The sequence below is a fragment of the Amycolatopsis sp. NPDC104863 genome (assembly GCF_055582965.1).
In genome coordinates this window covers 155,129-171,111 of sequence record NZ_JBVJOW010000009.1, presented here as the reverse complement: position 1 = coordinate 171,111, position 15,983 = coordinate 155,129, and the positions used below count along the sequence as shown (strand labels likewise).

19 protein-coding genes are annotated in these 15,983 nt (G+C 71.0%); 14 read left to right on the top strand and 5 right to left on the bottom strand.

Annotated elements, in window-relative coordinates; translation table 11 throughout:
* Positions 1 to 58: 58 nt before the first annotated feature.
* Genes ACZ63J_RS39420 through ACZ63J_RS39405 form a run of 4 tightly spaced genes read left to right on the top strand, consistent with a single transcriptional unit; the run spans position 59 to position 2,759 of the window.
* The gene (locus tag ACZ63J_RS39420; protein WP_465399365.1) at positions 59 to 478 is read left to right on the top strand and encodes a hypothetical protein; all 420 of its coding nucleotides are present in this window, start codon (positions 59 to 61) and stop codon (positions 476 to 478) included.
* Positions 475 to 666, top strand: a complete 192-nt coding sequence (locus ACZ63J_RS39415; protein WP_465399366.1) for a hypothetical protein — start codon at positions 475 to 477, stop codon at positions 664 to 666. The genes ACZ63J_RS39420 and ACZ63J_RS39415 overlap by 4 nt, the downstream gene beginning before the upstream one ends.
* A 45-nt stretch (positions 667 to 711) precedes the next feature.
* Complete coding sequence (locus ACZ63J_RS39410) at positions 712 to 1,398, top strand: response regulator (protein WP_465399367.1); 687 nt, start codon at positions 712 to 714, stop codon at positions 1,396 to 1,398.
* Positions 1,395 to 2,759, top strand: coding sequence for a sensor histidine kinase (locus ACZ63J_RS39405; protein ID WP_465399368.1), 1,365 nt, complete (start codon positions 1,395 to 1,397; stop codon positions 2,757 to 2,759). Before ACZ63J_RS39410 ends, ACZ63J_RS39405 begins: the two co-directional genes overlap by 4 nt.
* Here the strand turns inward: ACZ63J_RS39405 and ACZ63J_RS39400 are convergent.
* The gene (locus ACZ63J_RS39400) at positions 2,725 to 3,147 is read right to left on the bottom strand and encodes an ester cyclase (RefSeq protein WP_465399369.1); all 423 of its coding nucleotides are present in this window, start codon (positions 3,145 to 3,147) and stop codon (positions 2,725 to 2,727) included. The two genes, ACZ63J_RS39405 and ACZ63J_RS39400, sit on opposite strands and share 35 nt — an antisense overlap.
* An 81-nt stretch (positions 3,148 to 3,228) precedes the next feature.
* On the opposite strand from ACZ63J_RS39400, the gene ACZ63J_RS39395 reads away from it, so the two are divergent.
* From ACZ63J_RS39395 to ACZ63J_RS39365, 7 genes are all read left to right on the top strand, one after another.
* Complete coding sequence (locus ACZ63J_RS39395; protein WP_465399370.1) at positions 3,229 to 3,765, top strand: TetR/AcrR family transcriptional regulator; 537 nt, start codon at positions 3,229 to 3,231, stop codon at positions 3,763 to 3,765.
* Between the two features lie 225 nt (positions 3,766 to 3,990).
* Positions 3,991 to 4,887: a LysR family transcriptional regulator gene (locus ACZ63J_RS39390; protein WP_465399371.1), complete on the top strand. Its 897-nt coding sequence runs from the start codon at positions 3,991 to 3,993 to the stop codon at positions 4,885 to 4,887.
* A 117-nt stretch (positions 4,888 to 5,004) separates the two neighbouring features.
* Entirely contained in the window at positions 5,005 to 6,153 is a 1,149-nt protein-coding gene (locus ACZ63J_RS39385) for a CaiB/BaiF CoA transferase family protein (RefSeq protein WP_465399372.1), read from the top strand.
* A gap of 48 nt (positions 6,154 to 6,201) precedes the next feature.
* Complete coding sequence (locus tag ACZ63J_RS39380; protein WP_465399373.1) at positions 6,202 to 6,945, top strand: crotonase/enoyl-CoA hydratase family protein; 744 nt, start codon at positions 6,202 to 6,204, stop codon at positions 6,943 to 6,945.
* Positions 6,942 to 7,688, top strand: coding sequence for an acetoacetate decarboxylase (locus ACZ63J_RS39375; protein WP_465399374.1), 747 nt, complete (start codon positions 6,942 to 6,944; stop codon positions 7,686 to 7,688). Before ACZ63J_RS39380 ends, ACZ63J_RS39375 begins: the two co-directional genes overlap by 4 nt.
* The gene (locus ACZ63J_RS39370; RefSeq protein WP_465399375.1) at positions 7,685 to 8,593 is read left to right on the top strand and encodes a 3-hydroxyacyl-CoA dehydrogenase NAD-binding domain-containing protein; all 909 of its coding nucleotides are present in this window, start codon (positions 7,685 to 7,687) and stop codon (positions 8,591 to 8,593) included. Before ACZ63J_RS39375 ends, ACZ63J_RS39370 begins: the two co-directional genes overlap by 4 nt.
* Position 8,594: 1 nt before the next feature.
* Positions 8,595 to 9,785 (top strand): acyl-CoA dehydrogenase family protein, encoded by a 1,191-nt coding sequence (locus ACZ63J_RS39365; protein WP_465399376.1) that lies wholly within the window; start codon positions 8,595 to 8,597, stop codon positions 9,783 to 9,785.
* Positions 9,786 to 9,789: 4 nt separating this feature from the next.
* Here ACZ63J_RS39365 and ACZ63J_RS39360 read toward each other — a convergent pair whose 3' ends face one another.
* Both ACZ63J_RS39360 and ACZ63J_RS39355 read right to left on the bottom strand, forming a co-directional pair.
* Positions 9,790 to 11,019, bottom strand: coding sequence for an LCP family protein (locus ACZ63J_RS39360; RefSeq protein ID WP_465399377.1), 1,230 nt, complete (start codon positions 11,017 to 11,019; stop codon positions 9,790 to 9,792).
* A 205-nt stretch (positions 11,020 to 11,224) separates the two neighbouring features.
* On the bottom strand, positions 11,225 to 11,965 hold the full coding sequence (locus ACZ63J_RS39355) for an SDR family NAD(P)-dependent oxidoreductase (protein ID WP_465399378.1): 741 nt from the start codon (positions 11,963 to 11,965) through the stop codon (positions 11,225 to 11,227).
* Positions 11,966 to 12,005: 40 nt separating this feature from the next.
* Here ACZ63J_RS39355 and ACZ63J_RS39350 point away from each other — a divergent pair, with 40 nt between their 5' ends.
* Positions 12,006 to 12,980: an RNA polymerase subunit sigma-70 gene (locus tag ACZ63J_RS39350; RefSeq protein WP_465399379.1), complete on the top strand. Its 975-nt coding sequence runs from the start codon at positions 12,006 to 12,008 to the stop codon at positions 12,978 to 12,980.
* 193 nt (positions 12,981 to 13,173) lie between these two features.
* Here ACZ63J_RS39350 and ACZ63J_RS39345 read toward each other — a convergent pair whose 3' ends face one another.
* Positions 13,174 to 13,437, bottom strand: a complete 264-nt coding sequence (locus ACZ63J_RS39345) for a WhiB family transcriptional regulator (protein ID WP_465309725.1) — start codon at positions 13,435 to 13,437, stop codon at positions 13,174 to 13,176.
* Between the two features lie 602 nt (positions 13,438 to 14,039).
* Between ACZ63J_RS39345 and ACZ63J_RS39340 the strand changes: the two genes are divergently transcribed.
* Together ACZ63J_RS39340 and ACZ63J_RS39335 are read left to right on the top strand one after the other, a co-directional pair.
* Positions 14,040 to 14,528 (top strand): RNA polymerase sigma factor, encoded by a 489-nt coding sequence (locus ACZ63J_RS39340; RefSeq protein WP_465399380.1) that lies wholly within the window; start codon positions 14,040 to 14,042, stop codon positions 14,526 to 14,528.
* A 5-nt stretch (positions 14,529 to 14,533) separates the two neighbouring features.
* Positions 14,534 to 15,271 (top strand): sigma-70 family RNA polymerase sigma factor, encoded by a 738-nt coding sequence (locus tag ACZ63J_RS39335; protein WP_465309721.1) that lies wholly within the window; start codon positions 14,534 to 14,536, stop codon positions 15,269 to 15,271.
* A gap of 1 nt (position 15,272) precedes the next feature.
* Here ACZ63J_RS39335 and ACZ63J_RS39330 read toward each other — a convergent pair whose 3' ends face one another.
* The gene (locus ACZ63J_RS39330; RefSeq protein WP_465399381.1) at positions 15,273 to 15,863 is read right to left on the bottom strand and encodes an isochorismatase family protein; all 591 of its coding nucleotides are present in this window, start codon (positions 15,861 to 15,863) and stop codon (positions 15,273 to 15,275) included.
* Between the last annotated feature and the right edge of the window lie 120 nt (positions 15,864 to 15,983).

The window sequence follows — 15,983 nt, the reverse complement described above, 5'->3', positions numbered from 1 at the left end:
ACGCCCTCCGAACACCGCCGCGACAGAGTTCTCCCCGTAACCGACACGAGGAGACACGATGCGAGGATCCACCTGGACGCGGCTGGCGCTCGCGGGGTGCGGGAGCGCGGCCTGCCTGCTGGTGGCGGCGCCGCTGGCCTCCGCCCAGACCACGTCGCCGGCGCCGGTCGCGCCGATCACGCTCAGCCCGGAGGAGTCGCAGCAGGTCTGCGGCGACTGGGTGCCGAAGCTGCAGAAGAAGGCCGACAACCTGAAGAAGCGGATCAACGGCGGCGCCGAGGTCACCGGCTCGGTCGCCAACCTCAAGGCGCGGGCCGCCGACCAGCGCGCGGCCGGGCACAACGACCGCGCCACCAAGCTCGACCAGCGCGCCACCAAGCGCCAGGGCCGGGTCGGCGAGCTGGACGCCGCGAAGCAGAAGCTCGACGCCTTCGCGACCGCGCACTGCAAGCCGGCGGCGCCGGCGCCGACCAAGTGAGGGCGGCGAGGGTCGCGGCAGCGGTCGGGGCCGCCGCGCTCATCACGCTCGGCTGCTCGGCCTGCCGCGACAACCTGATGGGGCCGCCGGACTCCGGGAGCCCGGCGCCGGCGTCGTCCGAACTGAGCGGGATCGAGTCGACACTCAACGGCATCGAGTCCGACATGAACAGCGATGGCGCACCCTGACCGGCTAGCGTCTCCTCCGGACTGACGGCGGAGACGGGAGCAGGCATGGGGTCACCGGGGCGCGGCCTCGTCCTCGTGGTCGAGGACGAGGCCGCGATCGCCGAGCTGGCGGCGCTCTACCTCAAGCGCGACGGCTTCGGCGTGCACGTCGAGGCCGACGGCGGGCGGGCGCTCGACGCCGTCCGGCGGCTCAAGCCGGTGGCCGTCGTGCTCGACATCGGACTGTCCGGAATGGACGGTATCGAGATCTGCAAAGCCCTGCGTGCGGCCGGTGACTGGACCCCGGTGCTGTTCGTCACCGCGCGCGACGACGAGCTGGACCGCCTGCTGGGCCTGGAGATCGGCGCGGACGACTACCTCACCAAGCCGTTCAGCCCGCGGGAGCTGGCCGCTCGTGTCCGGACCGTGCTGCGTCGCGCGTCGGGGGCGACACCGGCCGCTTCGACGTTGACCGTCGGGGGCGCGCGGGTCGACCTCACCAGCCGCCGCGCGTGGGCGGGCGACGTCGAAGTCTCGCTGACGTCCACCGAGTTCGACCTCCTCACGCACCTGCTCCGGCACCCCGGGCAGGTGCTTTCGCGTGACCAGCTGCTGAGCGCCGTCTGGGGGTACGCCGCGGCCGCGGGCACGCGCACGGTCGACGTCCATGTCGCGCAGCTGCGGGCGAAGCTGGGCGCGTCGAGTCCGATTCGGACGGTGCGCGGCATCGGTTACGCGGCGGACCCGGCATGAGGGGAACGCTGGCCGGGCGGATCACGCTGGTGTGCCTCGCCGTCGCCGGGGTCGCGGTGATCGTGGCCGGGCTCGTCGCGGCCCGGCTGATCCGGACGACGGCGGACAACGTGCTGCAGTCGTCGCTTTCCGCGCAGGCCGACGTCGTCGCGACGCAGCTCGACGAGACCGGCATCGGGAACCGGCTGGGCGTCGGCAAGGTGGCCGACGTCGTGCGCGGGCAGGGGATTTCGGTGGTCGTGCGCCGCGCGGGCGGGCAGGCTGCCGGTGAGGGCACCGCCGTGCAGGCCGCGGGGAAGCTCGGGCTCGGCGCGGACCACTCCGGGCGCGTCACGGTCGCGGGCTCGCAGTACCTCGTCGAGACGCGCGTGGTCGGCACGCGCGGGGCGGCGTTCGCGCTGGTCCTGCCCGCGCGCAACGCCGAAGCGACCCAACGCGCCCTGGTGCGCACGATCGCGCTGGCGTTGGGCATCGGGCTGCTGGTCGCGGCGCTGGCGGGCTTCGTCTCGGGCCGGCTTTTGGGGCGTCCGCTGCGCCGGGCCGCGCTGGCCGCGGGCTCGCTGCGGGCCGGGCGGCGTGACGTCCGGGTGCCGGTGGAAGGGCCGCGCGAGGTCGCCGAGGTCGCCGGGTCGCTGAATTCGCTCGCCGATGCGCTGGCGGTGAGTGAAGCGCGGCAGCGGGATTTCCTGCTTTCGGTGTCACACGAGCTGCGGACGCCGCTGACCGCCGTGACGGGCTTCGCGGAGGCGATCGCGGACGGCGTCGCGTCGGGTGACGACGCCGTCCGGGCCGGGCAGACGATCCAGCGGGAGGCCGCGCGGCTGGAGCGGCTGGTCTCGGACCTGCTCGAGCTGGCGCGGCTGGGGGCCGACGAGTTCCGGCTGGACGTCGCGTCGCTGGACCTGGGCGCGCTGGTGCGCGACTGCGCCGAGGTCTGGCAGCTGCGGTGCGCGAGGGAGAACGTGCGGCTGTCGGTGTCGGCGGTTCCGGGCCCGGTGCCGGTGCTGGCGGACGCGCGGCGGCTGCGTCAGGTGGTCGACGGGCTGGCGGAGAACGCGCTGCGCGTCACGCCGGCCGGGGCGCCGATGGTGTTTTCGCTGACGGTGTCCGGTTCTTCGGCGTTGCTGTCGGTTCGCGACGGCGGCCCGGGCCTGGCGCCGGAGGACTACCCGGTGGCGTTCGAGCGCGGGGTGCTGAACGCGCGCTACCGCGACCGCCGTCCGGTCGGGTCGGGCATCGGGCTGGCCCTGGTCCACGGCCTGGTCACCCGGATGGGTGGGAATCTGACCGCGGGCCCGGCGCCGGAAGGCGGGGCGGCGTTCACGATCACCTTCCCGCTGGCTTCTCTCCCTCCGGGCTGAGTTGGGCCGCGCGGTCCGTCACGTCCATCACGGCCCAGTGCTCGACCACCCGGCCGTCGCGGACGCGGATCATGTCCATGCTGGTCACGGCGTAGCTGCGGCCGGTCGAGAGCTGCGTGCCGGTGCTCGTGTAGCGGTTGACCGAGAACTCGCCGTCGGCGACGTTCTGCTCGACCCGCACGCCGACGTCGCGGAAGCCGGCGAAGAACTCGCCGCCGAGCATGGCCTCCCACTTCGCGCGCCAGGCGTCGATGCCGTGGTGGTCGCCGCCCGCGCCGCCGCGGTGGTCGATCACGTGGGGGTCGATGTAGCGCAGGCCTTCGGCGACGCTCTCCGCGGTGAACGGCGTCAACGCGATCAGCCGACGGTGGACCTCGGCGGCGTCCATGCGCGCTCCTTAAGTGGGGACATCCCCGGTTAGGGTCCGGCTACGCTAACCGGGGACGTCCCCACTTGGCAAGGGAGCAGCATGACGGCACGAGCCCGCAGGTCGGACGCGCGGGACAACCAGGCACTCGTGCTCGCCGCGGCGCGAGAGGTCTTCGCCGAGGACGGGCCGGACGCGCCGCTCGACCGCATCGCCCGCCGCGCCGGCGTCGGCAACGCCACGCTGTACCGGCACTTCCCGAACCGGCGTGAGCTGGTTGTCGCCGTGTACGCCGACGAAGTCGCGGAGCTGCGAAGCCGTGCGGACCTCGAAGCCGACAACCCCGGCGAAGCGCTCTTCGCGTGGCTCGGGTTGTTCGTCGAGCATGTGCGGACCAAGCGTGATCTTGCGCTCTCGCTGGCCGGTCCGGCGGGTGAGCACGAGAGCCTGTTCGCCGGTTGGCACGCGGCGATGAACACGACCGCCGCCGCGTTGCTGGGCCGCGCCCGGACCGCCGGTGCGGTGGCGTCCGACGTGACCGAGCTGGACCTCCTCCTGCTCGCCACGGGCATCGCGTTGTCCGGCGGCGAGCCCGGCCGGTTGCTCACCCTGGTCCGCCGCGGCGTGTCGACCCCCTGATCACGCGTGTCGTCCCTCCAGACACGCGTGTCGTCCATCCAGGCACGCGAGTCGTCCGTTCCGGTACACGGGACTCGCGTGATCAGGGGCGGAACTCGCGTGATTGGGCGCGTAACTCACGTGATTGAGCGGGCATCACGTGTGATTGGAGGGGCATCACGCGTGATTGAAGGGACGACACGCGTACCTGGGTGGACGACACGGCGGGGGCCGTAGGGTCGGGGCATGGAGATGCTGCACCTGCGTTACTTCGTCGCGGTCGCCGAGGAGCTGAACTTTTCCGCCGCGGCCCGGAAGCTGCACATGGCTGCCTCTCCGCTCAGCCAGCGGATCAAGGACCTCGAGCACGAACTGGGGCAGCAGCTCTTCGACCGCAGCACCCACCACGTCACGCTCACCGCCGCCGGGGCCGCTCTTCTACCGCTCGCGCGGGACGTCCTCGAGCAGGTCGGCGCCATTCCCTGGAAACTCGCCGAGGCGACCAAACCGCAGCGCAGCACCGTTTTCCTCGGCATGCCCGCCGGGGTGCACCCCGATCTGCGGGAGCGGGTCAACGCCCTCGCCGAGCGGGTCAAAGCCCGGTACGAGCTCAAACGCTGGCCCGGCACCACCGCCGACCTCGTCCAAGGCGTCCACGACGGCAAGCTCGCGCTCACCCTGGCCCGGCTGCCGGTCACCGATCCGGCGCTGGAGCAGCTGCCGGTGATGTCGGAACGGCTCGGCGCCGTCGTCCCCGCGGACCTCTTCGCCGGGCGCGACTCGGTCAGCCTGGCCGAGCTCACCGAATTCCCGTACGTGGCCTCACCTGGGGAAATCACCCCGGCGTATTTCGACCAGCTCGACCACCAGTTGAGCGAACTGGGCGTCAAGAAACGCATTCGCCTGACGAACACCGGCTACGGCGGGACGTCCGAAATCATTTCCAGCGGCGAGGCCTTTTCCATTTCCATGCTGGACGACCGGAGCCCGATGCACGGCTACCGCCTGGACAACGTGATCGTGTTGCCGTTCAGCGACTTCCGGCCCCAGCTGGACACCGGTCTGCTGTGGCGCCGGGACCGCGACCTCCACGAGCTCGTCGAAGCCGCGAAAGACATCTTCGAAGACCTCATCACCACCTAGACAAATGGTATGACCACCGCGGTCATACCATTGTGCGTATCATGATCATTCCCTTTCGCTCCGCCCGCGCCTACGTTCGTAAGTAGAGCAACGAAGCAAGGCGCGAAAGGACGAATGATGACGGACATCACCACCGGCCCGCTGGACGGCGTGCGTGTGATCGACCTCTCGACCGTGGTCATGGGCCCGTACGCGGCCCAGATCCTGGGCGACCTCGGCGCCGACGTGATCAAGATCGAGTCGCCCGCGGACACCGTGCGGGTCGGCCAGTACCGCACCACGCCGGGCATGACCCCGCTGAACCTCAACGTCAACCGCAACAAGCGCAGCGTCGCCCTCAACCTCAAGGACGAGACCGAGCGCGAGCAGGCGCTCAAGCTGATCGACACGGCCGACGTGCTGATCACCAACATGCGCCCCGGCGCGCTGAGCCGGCTCGGCCTGAACTACGCCGACGTCGCCGAGCGCAACCCGCGCCTGGTCTACGCCCACGCGCAGGGCTTCCGCGGCGACTCCCCGCAGGCCGGCAACGCCGCCTACGACGAGACCGTGCAGGCCTCCTCCGGTCTGGTCGACGTCGCCAACCGGGCGCTCGGCGAGCCGGTCTACCTGCCGACGATCATCGGCGACAAGGTGTCGTCGCTGACCATCACCTACAGCGTGCTCGCCGCGCTGGTGCACCGCGACAAGACCGGCCAGGGCCAGCAGATCGAGATCCCGATGACCGACACGCTGCTCGCGTTCAACCTGGTCGAGCACCTCGCCGGGCACACCTACGAGCCGGCCGAGGGCCCCACCGGCTTCGCGCTGTCGATGACGAAGGGCCACGCCGCGGTCCGCACCAAGGACGGCCTCGCCTGCGTCATCCCCTACAACCCGAAGAACTTCCGCGACTTCTTCGCCGCGGCCGGCCGCCCGGACCTCGCCGACGACCCGCGGGTGAACGGCGACGCCATCGACCGCGCCGACAACGAGTGGCTGACCGGCGAGATCGCGGCGTGCGCTCCGGCGCTGACCACCGCCGAGTGGGCCGAGGTCTGCGCGAAGCACAGCATCCCGATGGCGCCGGTGCTGGAGCTGGACCGGGCGCACGAGGACGCCTACGTCCGCGACGGCCACCTGCTCGACACCGTCGAGCACCCGAGCGAGGGCACCATCCGCACGGTCGGCATCCCGGTGAAGTTCTCCGCGACGCCCGGCTCGATCCGCCGCCTGGCCCCGCTGGCCGGCCAGGACACCGCCGAAGTCCTCGCCGAATTGGTCTGAACCAGCGCATCTTTCCCTGAGAAAGTGGCGTAAGGAAAGTGTGAAGTCATGAGTGAAGTGCGTACTGAGCGGATCGGCAGCACCCTGCTGATCACGATCGACCGGCCGCAGGCCCGCAACGCGGTCAACGCCGCCGTCGCGACGCAGCTGGCCGCCGCCCTGGACGAGCTGGAAGCCGACCCGGCACTCCGGGTGGGCGTCCTGACCGGCGCCGAAAACACCTTCAGCGCCGGCATGGACCTCAAAGCCGCGCTGAAGGGCGAGTCCCCGGAGATCCCGGGACGCGGGTTCGGCGGCCTGACCGAGGCCGAGCTGGACAAACCGCTGATCGCCGCGGTCGAAGGGTTCGCCATGGGCGGCGGGTTCGAGCTCGCCCTCGGCTGCGACTTGATCGTGGCCGGCGAAGACGCGAAGTTCGGCCTCCCCGAAGTGAAGCGCGGCCTGATCGCCGCGGGTGGCGGTGTGATCCGGCTGCCGAAGCGGATCCCGCACCACCTGGCCATGGAGTTCCTGCTCACCGGCGAGCCGGTCACCGGCCGCCGCGCGGGTGAGCTGGGCCTGGTCAACCGCGTGACGCCGAACGGCGACGCCGCCGCCGTCGCGCTGCAGCTGGCCGAGAAGCTGGCGGAGAACGCGCCCCTGGCGCTCGCCGCCGTCAAGAAGATCGTGCGGGCCGCGGATCCCGCGACCACCCAGCGCGAAGAAGTCAAGAAACTGATGCAGTCCCACGACGTCCGCGAGGGCATGACCGCCTTCGCCGAGCGCCGCGCTCCGAAGTGGACAGGCGAATGAAGATCGAAGAAGTCCGACAGCACGTGACCACTCCCCTGACCGCTCCGGCGTTCGCGCCCGTGGTCCCGAGGTTCACCAACCGTGAGTACCTGAACATCGTCTACCGCACCGACGCCGACGCCCTGCGCGCCGTCGTGCCGGAGCCGCTCCAGGTCGAAGAACCGTTGGTGCGCTTCGAGGTCATGAAGATGGGCGACGTCTCCGGCTACGGCCCGTACACCGAGTCCGGCCAGGCGATCGAGGTCAGCTTCGACGGCGAACGCGGCGAGTACCTGCACGCGATGTACCTCGACAACTTCCCGGCGACGGCGTCCGGGCGCGAGGTCAGCGCCTACCCGAAGACCGTCGGCAGCCCGGATCTCTATATCGACAACGGTGTGCTCGTCGGCACGCTCGACTACGGGACGCTCCGGGTCGCGACCGCGACCATGGGCTACAAGCACCACGAGCTGGACGCCCGCGAGGCCGAACGCCAGATCACCGTCCCGACGTTCATGCTCAAGACCATCCCGGGGTACGACGGCGCCCCGCGGGTGCAGGAACTCGTCCGCACCGAGATCACCGACGTCGTGGTCAAGGAGGCCTACACCGGCCCCGCGCGGCTGCAGCTGTTCCAGCACGTCCTGGCCCCGCTGGCCGACCTGCCGGTGCTGGAGGTCGTCTCCGCGAGCCACATCCTCACCGACCTGACACTCGCTCCCGTCAAGCCGGTCTTCGACTACCTGAAGGGAGTCCGCTCATGAAGAACGCGGCAGTCATCGGCGCGGGCACCATCGGCCTGTCCTGGACGGCGCTGTTCGCCCACCACGGCCTGACCGTCCGGGTCACCGACCCCCGCCCCGACCTCGCCGACGCCGTCGCCGACGCGCTGGCGAAGTTCGCCCCGCACCTCGGCGCCACGGCCGAAGACCTGGCGAGCCGGGTCCACCTCGCCGCCGACGTCACCGAAGCCGTGCGAGACGCGGATGTCGTGCAGGAGAACGGACCCGAGAGCGTCGAGTTCAAAAAGGACTTGTTCGCGACGCTGGAGAAGGAAGCGCCGCGGCACGCGTTGCTGCTGAGCTCGTCGAGCGCCATCCCGTCCACGGCGTTCACCGCCGAGCTGGCGGACGCGAGCCGGGTCCTCATCGGACACCCGTTCAACCCGCCGCACCTGATCCCGCTGGTCGAGGTCGTCCCCGGCGAGCGCACGAGCGAGGAGTCGGTGACAAAGGCGGTCGAGTTCTACACCGCGCTCGGCCGGACGCCGGTCGTGGAGCGCAAGGAGATCCCCGGGTTCGTCGGCAACCGCCTGCAGAACGCACTGAGCCGCGAGGCGATCTACCTCGTCGAGCAGGGTGTCGTGACGCCGGAAGACCTCGACAAGGTGATCACCAGCTCGCTCGGCATCCGCTGGGCGACGGTCGGGCCGTTCCTCGGTTCGCACCTCGGGGGTGGCCCCGGCGGCTACCGGCACATGGCCGAGCACATCGGCAAGTCCATGAAGAAGATGTGGGCCGGGCTGGGCACCCCCAGCCAGAGCCCGGAAGAGCAGGAACGGCTGATCGAAGCCGTCGAAAAGGCTTACGGCTCCTCCACGTACTCGGAACTCGCCGAGACGCGCGACCGCAAGCAGCTCGCAGTACTGAACGCAGTGGAGGAGAACTGACATGGAACCGCTGAAGGACAAGCTCACCGCCGACTTCTACGACTTCGAGGCGCTGCTGCCGGACGACGAGCGCAAGCTGCTCGTCCAGGCGCGCGAGTTCATGACCCACGAGGTCAAGCCGCTGGTGAACGAGAACTGGGAAGCCGGGACCTTTCCGAAGGAACTGATCGGGATGTTCCGCGAGAGCGGCCTCGCCGGCCTGCCCTACGAGGGTTACGGCGAGCACAAGCCCGCGGTCAGCCACCTGCTCACCGGCATGATGGCCATGGAGATGAGCCGCACCGACGCGTCCGTCGCGACGTTCTTCGGTGTCCACAACGGACTGGCGATGTACTCCATCTACAGTGGAGGGAGCCAGGAGCAGCGTGACCGCTGGCTCCCGGAAATGGCGGCCATGGACAAGATCGGCGCGTTCGCGATGACCGAACCGCTCGGTGGGTCCGATGTGGCCGGTGGCATGCGCACCACGGCCAAGAAGGACGGCGACAGCTGGATCCTCAACGGCGCCAAGAAGTGGATCGGCAACGCGACCTTCGCCGACTACGTCGTGGTGTGGGCGCGCGACGTCGATGACAACCACGTCAAGGGTTTTGTCGTCGAGAAGGACATGCCGGGCTTCGTGCCGGAGAAGATCCAGGGCAAGACCGCGTTCCGGATCGTCGAGAACGCCGAGATCACCCTGACCGACGTCCGGGTGCCGGAGGCGAACCGCCTGCAGGGCATCAACTCCTTCCGTGACGTCGCGGAGATCCTGCGCGCCACCCGCGGTGGGGTCGCGTGGCAGGCGCTCGGCGTGATGATCGGCGCCTACGAAGCCGCGCTGGGCTACGCCGGCGAGCGCAAGCAGTTCGGCCGCCCGATCGCGCGGTTCCAGCTGGTGCAGGACCTGCTCGTGAAGAGCCTCGGCAACATCACCGCGTCGTGGGGCATGCTCGTGCAGCTCGCCCGCCTGCAGGACGCCGGGATCTTCAAGGACGAGCACTCGTCGCTGGCCAAGGCGTTCGTCACCTCGCGGATGCGCGAGGTCGTCGCCTGGAGCCGGGAGATCTTCGGGGGCAACGGGATCGTGCTCGGCTACGACGTCGCGCGGTTCTTCGCCGACGCCGAAGCGATCTACTCCTTCGAGGGCACGCGCGAGATGAACACCCTGATCGTCGGCAAGGCGATCACCGGGCAGAGCGCGTTCGTGTAAGAAGTCAGTTCACGCAGCCGGCGGCCGTCGAGGTCGCCGGCTGCTTGCCGCCCGGGGTGTCCGAAGTGTTCGAAGTGCCCGCGGACGGTGTCTTCGTGGTGGTCGCCGCGACCGGCTTGACCCCGCCGGGGGTGTCGTCGCCCGAAGCCTGCACCGCCGGGGTGCTGATGGCCGTGCGCACGAACTGCTGGACCTGCGCCGGGTCGACCTTCACCGCGTCGCCGTCGGACGGCGTCTGCAGCGACAGGCTCTGCACCGGGATCGTGACGAACCCGATCGCGCCCGAGGTCATCCCGCGCAGCTGCTGCGCGAAGCTCAGCACGTCCCAGCCCTTGTCCAGCACCACCGCGCCCTGCACCGCGCTGACCAGCGAGTTCAGCTTCGACACGTCGGTGAACGTGCCCGCGTTCAGCACCTTCTTGGCCATCCCGGACAGGAACGCCTGCTGCCGCGCGATCCGGTCGAGGTCACCGTTGAGCAGCCCGTGGCGCTGCCGGACGAACGCGAGCGCCTGCGCCCCGGACAGCGTCTGCGGGCCGGCCGCGAAGTCCGCGCCGGAGTAGGTGTCGTGCACCGGTTCCTTGAGGCAGACCTCGACCCCGCCGACGGCTTGGGACAGCGCGTCGAACCCCGCCAGGTTGATGGCCGCGTAGTGGTTGATCGTCAGGCCGGTGAACTTCTCGATGGTCTGGATGGTGGTCTTCGCGCCCGCCGCGTTCGCCGCGACCTCCAGCTGCGGGCCGCTCAGCCCTTGCGCGCGCAACCCGGACATCGCGGCGTTCTTGCCGCGGCTGTACGCCGAGTTGATCTTGTGCTTGCCGTAGCCGCCCGCGATGTCCACATAGGAGTCACGCGGGATCGAAACGGCCGTGGCCGCGGCGCCGCCGGCCGGGATGTGCACCACGATCATCGTGTCGGTGGTGTCGCCGCCGTCGTCCCCGCCTCCGGCGTGCAACGCGTCGAGCACGTTCTGCGGCAACGGGTTGCCGTACGCGTCGGTCCGCGCGTCGATCCCGACGAGCAGGATGTTCTGGGCGACCTTGAGCGGCTCCCCCGGAACCGTCTCGCTGCCGTCGATCTGCGCGGCGGGCGGGATGACGTCGGCGGTGACGATGCCGTTGTCCAGCTTGCTCAGCTGCGTCCACGCGTAGCCGGTGGCGGCGAGCACCAGCGTCGACACGACGCCGAGCGCGACCCGCACCCCGATGCGGCGCCCCCGCGACGACAGCAGCACGACACTTCCCCTTGCTTCCCTCTGGTGAACCTCCGGCCCCTCGTTCGAGGATCACCGCGTTAGCTGGGAATACCCTGAGAAAGTTGTCGAAAACTTGTGACGCTGCCCGATCGGCCGAGCGAGATCGAGCCGATCGGCCGCTTTCGCGACGGAAAGTACCGGCACGCACACGGATCCGTGCTGTGGCCGTGGCCACAGCCGCACCCTAGCGCGGCATCCGGCGCCAGATCGCGCGCGGCAGCAAGCGCATCCCGAAGAAGACCGGACGGAGTACACCGGGCACCCAGACGACCCCGCGGCTACGGCGCAGCGCGCCGACCGTCGCGTCGGCGACCTGGTCCGGGGTGCTCGAGAACGGCGCCGGGTCCATGCCCTCGGTCATCCGGCCGACCACGAAGCCGGGACGGACGAGGAGCAAATGGACACCTGACCCATGGAGCGCGTCGGCGAGGCCGCTCGCGAAGCCGTCCAAACCGGCCTTCGCCGAGCCGTAGACGTAGTTGGCGCGGCGCACGCGCACCCCGGCGACGGAGGAGAACACGACGAGGCTGCCGTGCCCCTGGGCGCGCAGCAGGTTCGCGGCGTGCGTCAGGATCCCTACCTGGGCGACGTAGTCCGTGTGCACGATCGCGGCGGCGTGCGCGGCGTCCTTTTCGGCCCGCTCCTGGTCGCCGAGGATCCCGAAGGCGAGCACCACGACGTCGAGCGGCCCGTGCTCGGCGGCGACCCGCTCCAGGAAGGGACCGTGCGCGGTGAGGTCGTCGGCGTCGAACTCGGTGGTCTCGACCTCGGCCGCACCGGCTTCGCGCAGGGTGGCGACCGGCCCGGCCAGGTCCGTGCCCGGCCGCGCGGCCAGCACGACCCGCCGCGCGTCGCCGGCCAGGCGCACCGCCACGGCCAGCCCGATCTCACTGCGTCCGCCGAGCACCAGCACCGTTCCGCTCACGGGAGCAGTCTTCCAGCCGGGACTGCGCTAGCGTGCCGGGGTGGGTCACGCAGCGGACTTCGAGACCGTCGTCGAGCGGCACCGGCGGGAGATCCAGGTGCACTGCTACCGGATGCTCGGCTCGCTGGGCGACGCCGAGGACCTGGCGCAGGAGACGTTCCTGCGGGCGTGGAAGGCCCGTGACGGCTTCGAGGGCCGGGCGAGCGTGCGCACCTGGCTGTACCGGATCGCGACGAACGCCTGCCTCGACGTGCTCGCCAAGCGGCCGCGGCGGGTGCTGCCCGACCAGCTGGGGCCGCCCGGGGAGCCGGCCGGGCCGATCACCGCCGCCGACCTGCCGTGGCTCGAGCCCTACCCCGACCGGCTCCTGGACGAGCCGGGGCCGGACGCCGTCGTCGTCGAGCGGGAGACCGTCGAGCTGGCCTACCTCGCGGCGCTGCAGCACCTGCCGCCGCGGCAGCGGGCGGCGCTGGTCCTGCGGGACGTGCTGGGCTGGTCGGCGAAGGAGACGGCGGAGCTGCTGGCGACGAGCGTCGCGTCGGCGAACAGCGCGCTTCAGCGGGCCCGCGCGACCCTGCGTGAACGGCTGCCCGCGCGCCGTGCCGACTGGACCGCGGGCACTCCGACGGCCGCGGAAAGCGCACTGCTCAAGAAGTTCATCGCCGCCTACGAACAGGGCGACCCCGGCGCGGTGGCCCGGCTGCTGCACGAAGACGCCGAAGCGATCATGCCGCCGTACACGCTGTGGTTCGGCAGCCGCGACTCGATCGTCCGCGCGCTGTCGCTGTCCTTGGACCCGGCGTCACCGCACTGCGTCGGGCGGTTCCGGATGCGCCCGACCCATGCCAACCGCCAGCCGGCGGTGGCCACCTACCTGCGGCGGCCCGGCGAGGACGACTTCCGGTGGTTCGGGATCAGCCTGCTCACGGTCGAGGACGGGCTGATCACCGCGATGGCCGCGTTCGAGTCGGTCCGGGCGGCGGCGTGGGGGCTGCCGGAAACCTGGGTGGACTGAGCACGATCGCCGGGGAGCCCGGGCACGAACGCGGAATGGGCGCGGTCAATACGCGAGTGCGAACGGCGTGAAAAAGCCCGGGTGGGTGACTCACTCGGAATCACCCACCCGGGCACACGACGTCCCGGAATCGATTTTCTCCGGATTCGTGTTTTTTGCTCCAGGCCGCCGGGAAGAGGTCACCGGGCGGCGGTCAAGCAGCTCGATGCCGTTGCGGCGCGCTGCGCACCAGCCGGCGGCGGTCCTCCGCGGTGGTGCCGCCGAAGACGCCGTGGTCGAGGCCGTTGTCGAGCGCGTAGCCGAGGCACTCGGCGCGCACCGGGCAGCGCGCGCACACGGCCTTCGCCTGCGCCGTCTGGCGACCACCGGGGCCGACCTCGGAGATCGGGAAGAACAGTTCCGGGTCCTCGTCCTTGCAGGCCGCGAGTTCCGCCCAGCCCGTCATCGTGGCTTCCATTTCCTTCGTTCACCTCCTTCAGCTCTTACTGTTTCCCATTGTCATGGCGCGTCAACCGACTTGACCGCGGCGGGCGCGCGAGCGAATCCGCCTGGGTCAAGGGGGTTTTGGCTTCGGTCCCCGGCTCACCCTCCGGGCAACCAAGACTGCAACACATGAGAGTACGCCTTTCTTCCCCGGATCTCGATGTTGATCACGTCACTCGATCGGCGAGATCGCGCGCCGGTGGCACCCGGCCGGGCGCCACCGGTCCGTCCCCGCCGACCGCGTCCGCCCGTGCGGACGGCGGGCCCGGCTTCCCGCACCCGGCAAGGCTTTCCGGTCCGGGCGCGGACCGAACCCGCACCAGGCCCCGGCGGAGATCTCCACCCGGCGGGCCCGCGCCGCGGCGCCTCCGTCCGGGCCGCGGCGGTGACCGGAACTGACCGTTCGCGGCCTCGCGTCCGTGGGGGTACCCAAGATCCACCGCGCCCATTCGTCACATCGCGTCACCGACCCGGAGCAGTGCATTACTCCTCTCGGGCAGTCTTGACCGGATCGTTACACGTAGCGGTCACCTCACCGCTCCTGTTCCTGTGGAGGCGAGGGGCGGTGAGGGGTCCGTGTGCGGTCACGACGAGTTCGACGCGTTCTTCCGCGCCGACTTCCCGCCGCTGGTGGCGTTCCTGTGCAAGGCCGGTTTCGAGGTCGAGACCGCGCGTGACGTCGCCGCCGAGGCGATGCTGCACGCGCTGGAGGCGTGGCCGACCCTCGAGGACCCGCGCGCCTGGGTGCGCCGGGTCGCCGGGCGGCTGCTCGACGCGGCGGGCGACCTGCGCGCGGACTGGACGCTCGCCGGCGACCCGCGGGACGACGAGAAGCTGGGCGCGCTGGTCGAGCAGCACGCCGGCCTCATCGACCTGCTCGCCTCCCTCCCCGGTCAGCAGCGGACGGTGCTGGCCTGGTCGCTCGACGGGTTCACGCCGACCCAGATCGCCGAGGCGCTGCGCATCGCGCCCGCGACCGTCCGCTCCAACCTCCGCCACGTGCGCGAACGCCTCCGGCGCCAGCGGGCCGCGGCACCCGACGAGAAGCGGGACAGGGAAAGGTGAGCACCATGCCGGCAACCGAGTACGGGGATCGGGCGATCACCGAGCTGCTGCGGGAGTCCAACACCGCGCTGCACGACTCGCTGCGCGTCGGCCTCGACGTCGAAGGCACCTTGCTGCGGGTGCGCGGCCGGGCCCTCGTCCGGGAGATCGCCGCGGCGCCGCCGCCCGAGGCGTTCCCCAGCCACTGGCGCCGCCACGACGAGCCGGTGGCCGACGCGATCGCCGGGGACGACGCCGCGACCGCCCGGCTGCTCGCCACCATCCGGCCGCTGGTCGTGCGCTACTGCCGGGCCCGCGTCGGCCGGAACGAGCGGTCCTTCGCCTCGGCGGACGACGTCGCCCAGGAGGTGTGTCTCGCCGTGCTCACCGCGCTGCCGTCCTACCGCGACCAGGGCCGCCCGTTCCTCGCCTTCGTCTACGGCATCGCCCAGCACAAGGTCGCCGACGCGCACCGCGCCGCGGCCCGCAACCGCACCGACCCGGTGCCCGAGGTCCCCGACGGCGTCAGCGAAAGCGCCGGCCCGGAGCAGCAGGCGCTGCGGTTCGAGCTGAACGAGCGGCTCGCCCGGCTGCTGGACGTGCTGCCGCCGAAGCAGCGGGAGATCGTCGTGCTCCGGGTGGTCGTCGGGCTGTCGGCGGAGGAGACGGCCGGGGCGGTCGGCTCGACACCCGGCGCCGTGCGGGTCGCCCAGCACCGCGCGCTGGCCCGGCTGCGAAGACTCCTGACCGGCGAAGAGGACTGACTCACCGCAGGTCCGCGACGCCCGGAACGACCACGCCGTACAGGTCGCCGATGGTCGCCAGCGCGCTGTGGTGCAGCTCCGTGGCCGTCACCGCCGCGACCGGGGTCGCCAGCGGCCGGGTCGCGCAGGCGGCCGCGACGACGGTCGGGCGGTTGCCGCGCAGGAACGCGCCCTCGGCGGTGAACGTGACGCACATGTTCGTCATGAAGCCGGCGATGACCACGTCCTCGTGCCCGGCGGCGTCGACCCGCTCGCCGAGCTCGGTGCCGACGAAGCCGTTCGGCGCCTTCTTGACCACGACCGCCTCGCCGTCGACCGGGGCGACGTCCGGGTGGATGGCGCCGATCTCGGCCCGCACGTCGTACGGCGTGCCTTCGCCGCCGTCGTTGACGACGTGGACCACCGTCGTCCCGGCGGCTCTGGCCGCGGCGAGCAGCTCCTTGGCCGCGGCCAGCGCGGGCCGCCACCCGTCGAGCTCCATCACGCCGCGCGTGTAGGTGTTCTGGTAGTCGACCAGGATCAGCGTCGAGCCGGCCAGTGCGGCCGGAGTCCCGTCGAGCCCGGAGAGCTCGCGCAACGTCGTCCTCGCCATGTTCGGTGTCCTTTCGTTGGCACTGCCCGGTTTCTCCGGGCGCCACCGACGCTAAGCTCGGCGGTGCGTGTCGGCAATGACACGCTTGACGCAGAAACCGACATCGACGGAACGGACCCC

What these genes read in the sequence shown, in the direction of transcription:
- ACZ63J_RS39330 (WP_465399381.1), bottom strand. Translation starts at nt 15,863, where the DNA reads ATGGCGAGGACGACGTTGCGCGAGCTCTCCGGGCTCGACGGGACTCCG.
- ACZ63J_RS39375 (WP_465399374.1), top strand. Translation starts at nt 6,942, where the DNA reads ATGAAGATCGAAGAAGTCCGACAGCACGTGACCACTCCCCTGACCGCT.
- ACZ63J_RS39380 (WP_465399373.1), top strand. Translation starts at nt 6,202, where the DNA reads ATGAGTGAAGTGCGTACTGAGCGGATCGGCAGCACCCTGCTGATCACG.
- ACZ63J_RS39395 (WP_465399370.1), top strand. Translation starts at nt 3,229, where the DNA reads ATGACGGCACGAGCCCGCAGGTCGGACGCGCGGGACAACCAGGCACTC.
- ACZ63J_RS39365 (WP_465399376.1), top strand. Translation starts at nt 8,595, where the DNA reads ATGGAACCGCTGAAGGACAAGCTCACCGCCGACTTCTACGACTTCGAG.
- ACZ63J_RS39410 (WP_465399367.1), top strand. Translation starts at nt 712, where the DNA reads ATGGGGTCACCGGGGCGCGGCCTCGTCCTCGTGGTCGAGGACGAGGCC.
- ACZ63J_RS39345 (WP_465309725.1), bottom strand. Translation starts at nt 13,437, where the DNA reads ATGGAAGCCACGATGACGGGCTGGGCGGAACTCGCGGCCTGCAAGGAC.
- ACZ63J_RS39370 (WP_465399375.1), top strand. Translation starts at nt 7,685, where the DNA reads ATGAAGAACGCGGCAGTCATCGGCGCGGGCACCATCGGCCTGTCCTGG.
- ACZ63J_RS39385 (WP_465399372.1), top strand. Translation starts at nt 5,005, where the DNA reads ATGACGGACATCACCACCGGCCCGCTGGACGGCGTGCGTGTGATCGAC.
- ACZ63J_RS39400 (WP_465399369.1), bottom strand. Translation starts at nt 3,147, where the DNA reads ATGGACGCCGCCGAGGTCCACCGTCGGCTGATCGCGTTGACGCCGTTC.
- ACZ63J_RS39390 (WP_465399371.1), top strand. Translation starts at nt 3,991, where the DNA reads ATGGAGATGCTGCACCTGCGTTACTTCGTCGCGGTCGCCGAGGAGCTG.
- ACZ63J_RS39405 (WP_465399368.1), top strand. Translation starts at nt 1,395, where the DNA reads ATGAGGGGAACGCTGGCCGGGCGGATCACGCTGGTGTGCCTCGCCGTC.
- ACZ63J_RS39420 (WP_465399365.1), top strand. Translation starts at nt 59, where the DNA reads ATGCGAGGATCCACCTGGACGCGGCTGGCGCTCGCGGGGTGCGGGAGC.
- ACZ63J_RS39335 (WP_465309721.1), top strand. Translation starts at nt 14,534, where the DNA reads ATGCCGGCAACCGAGTACGGGGATCGGGCGATCACCGAGCTGCTGCGG.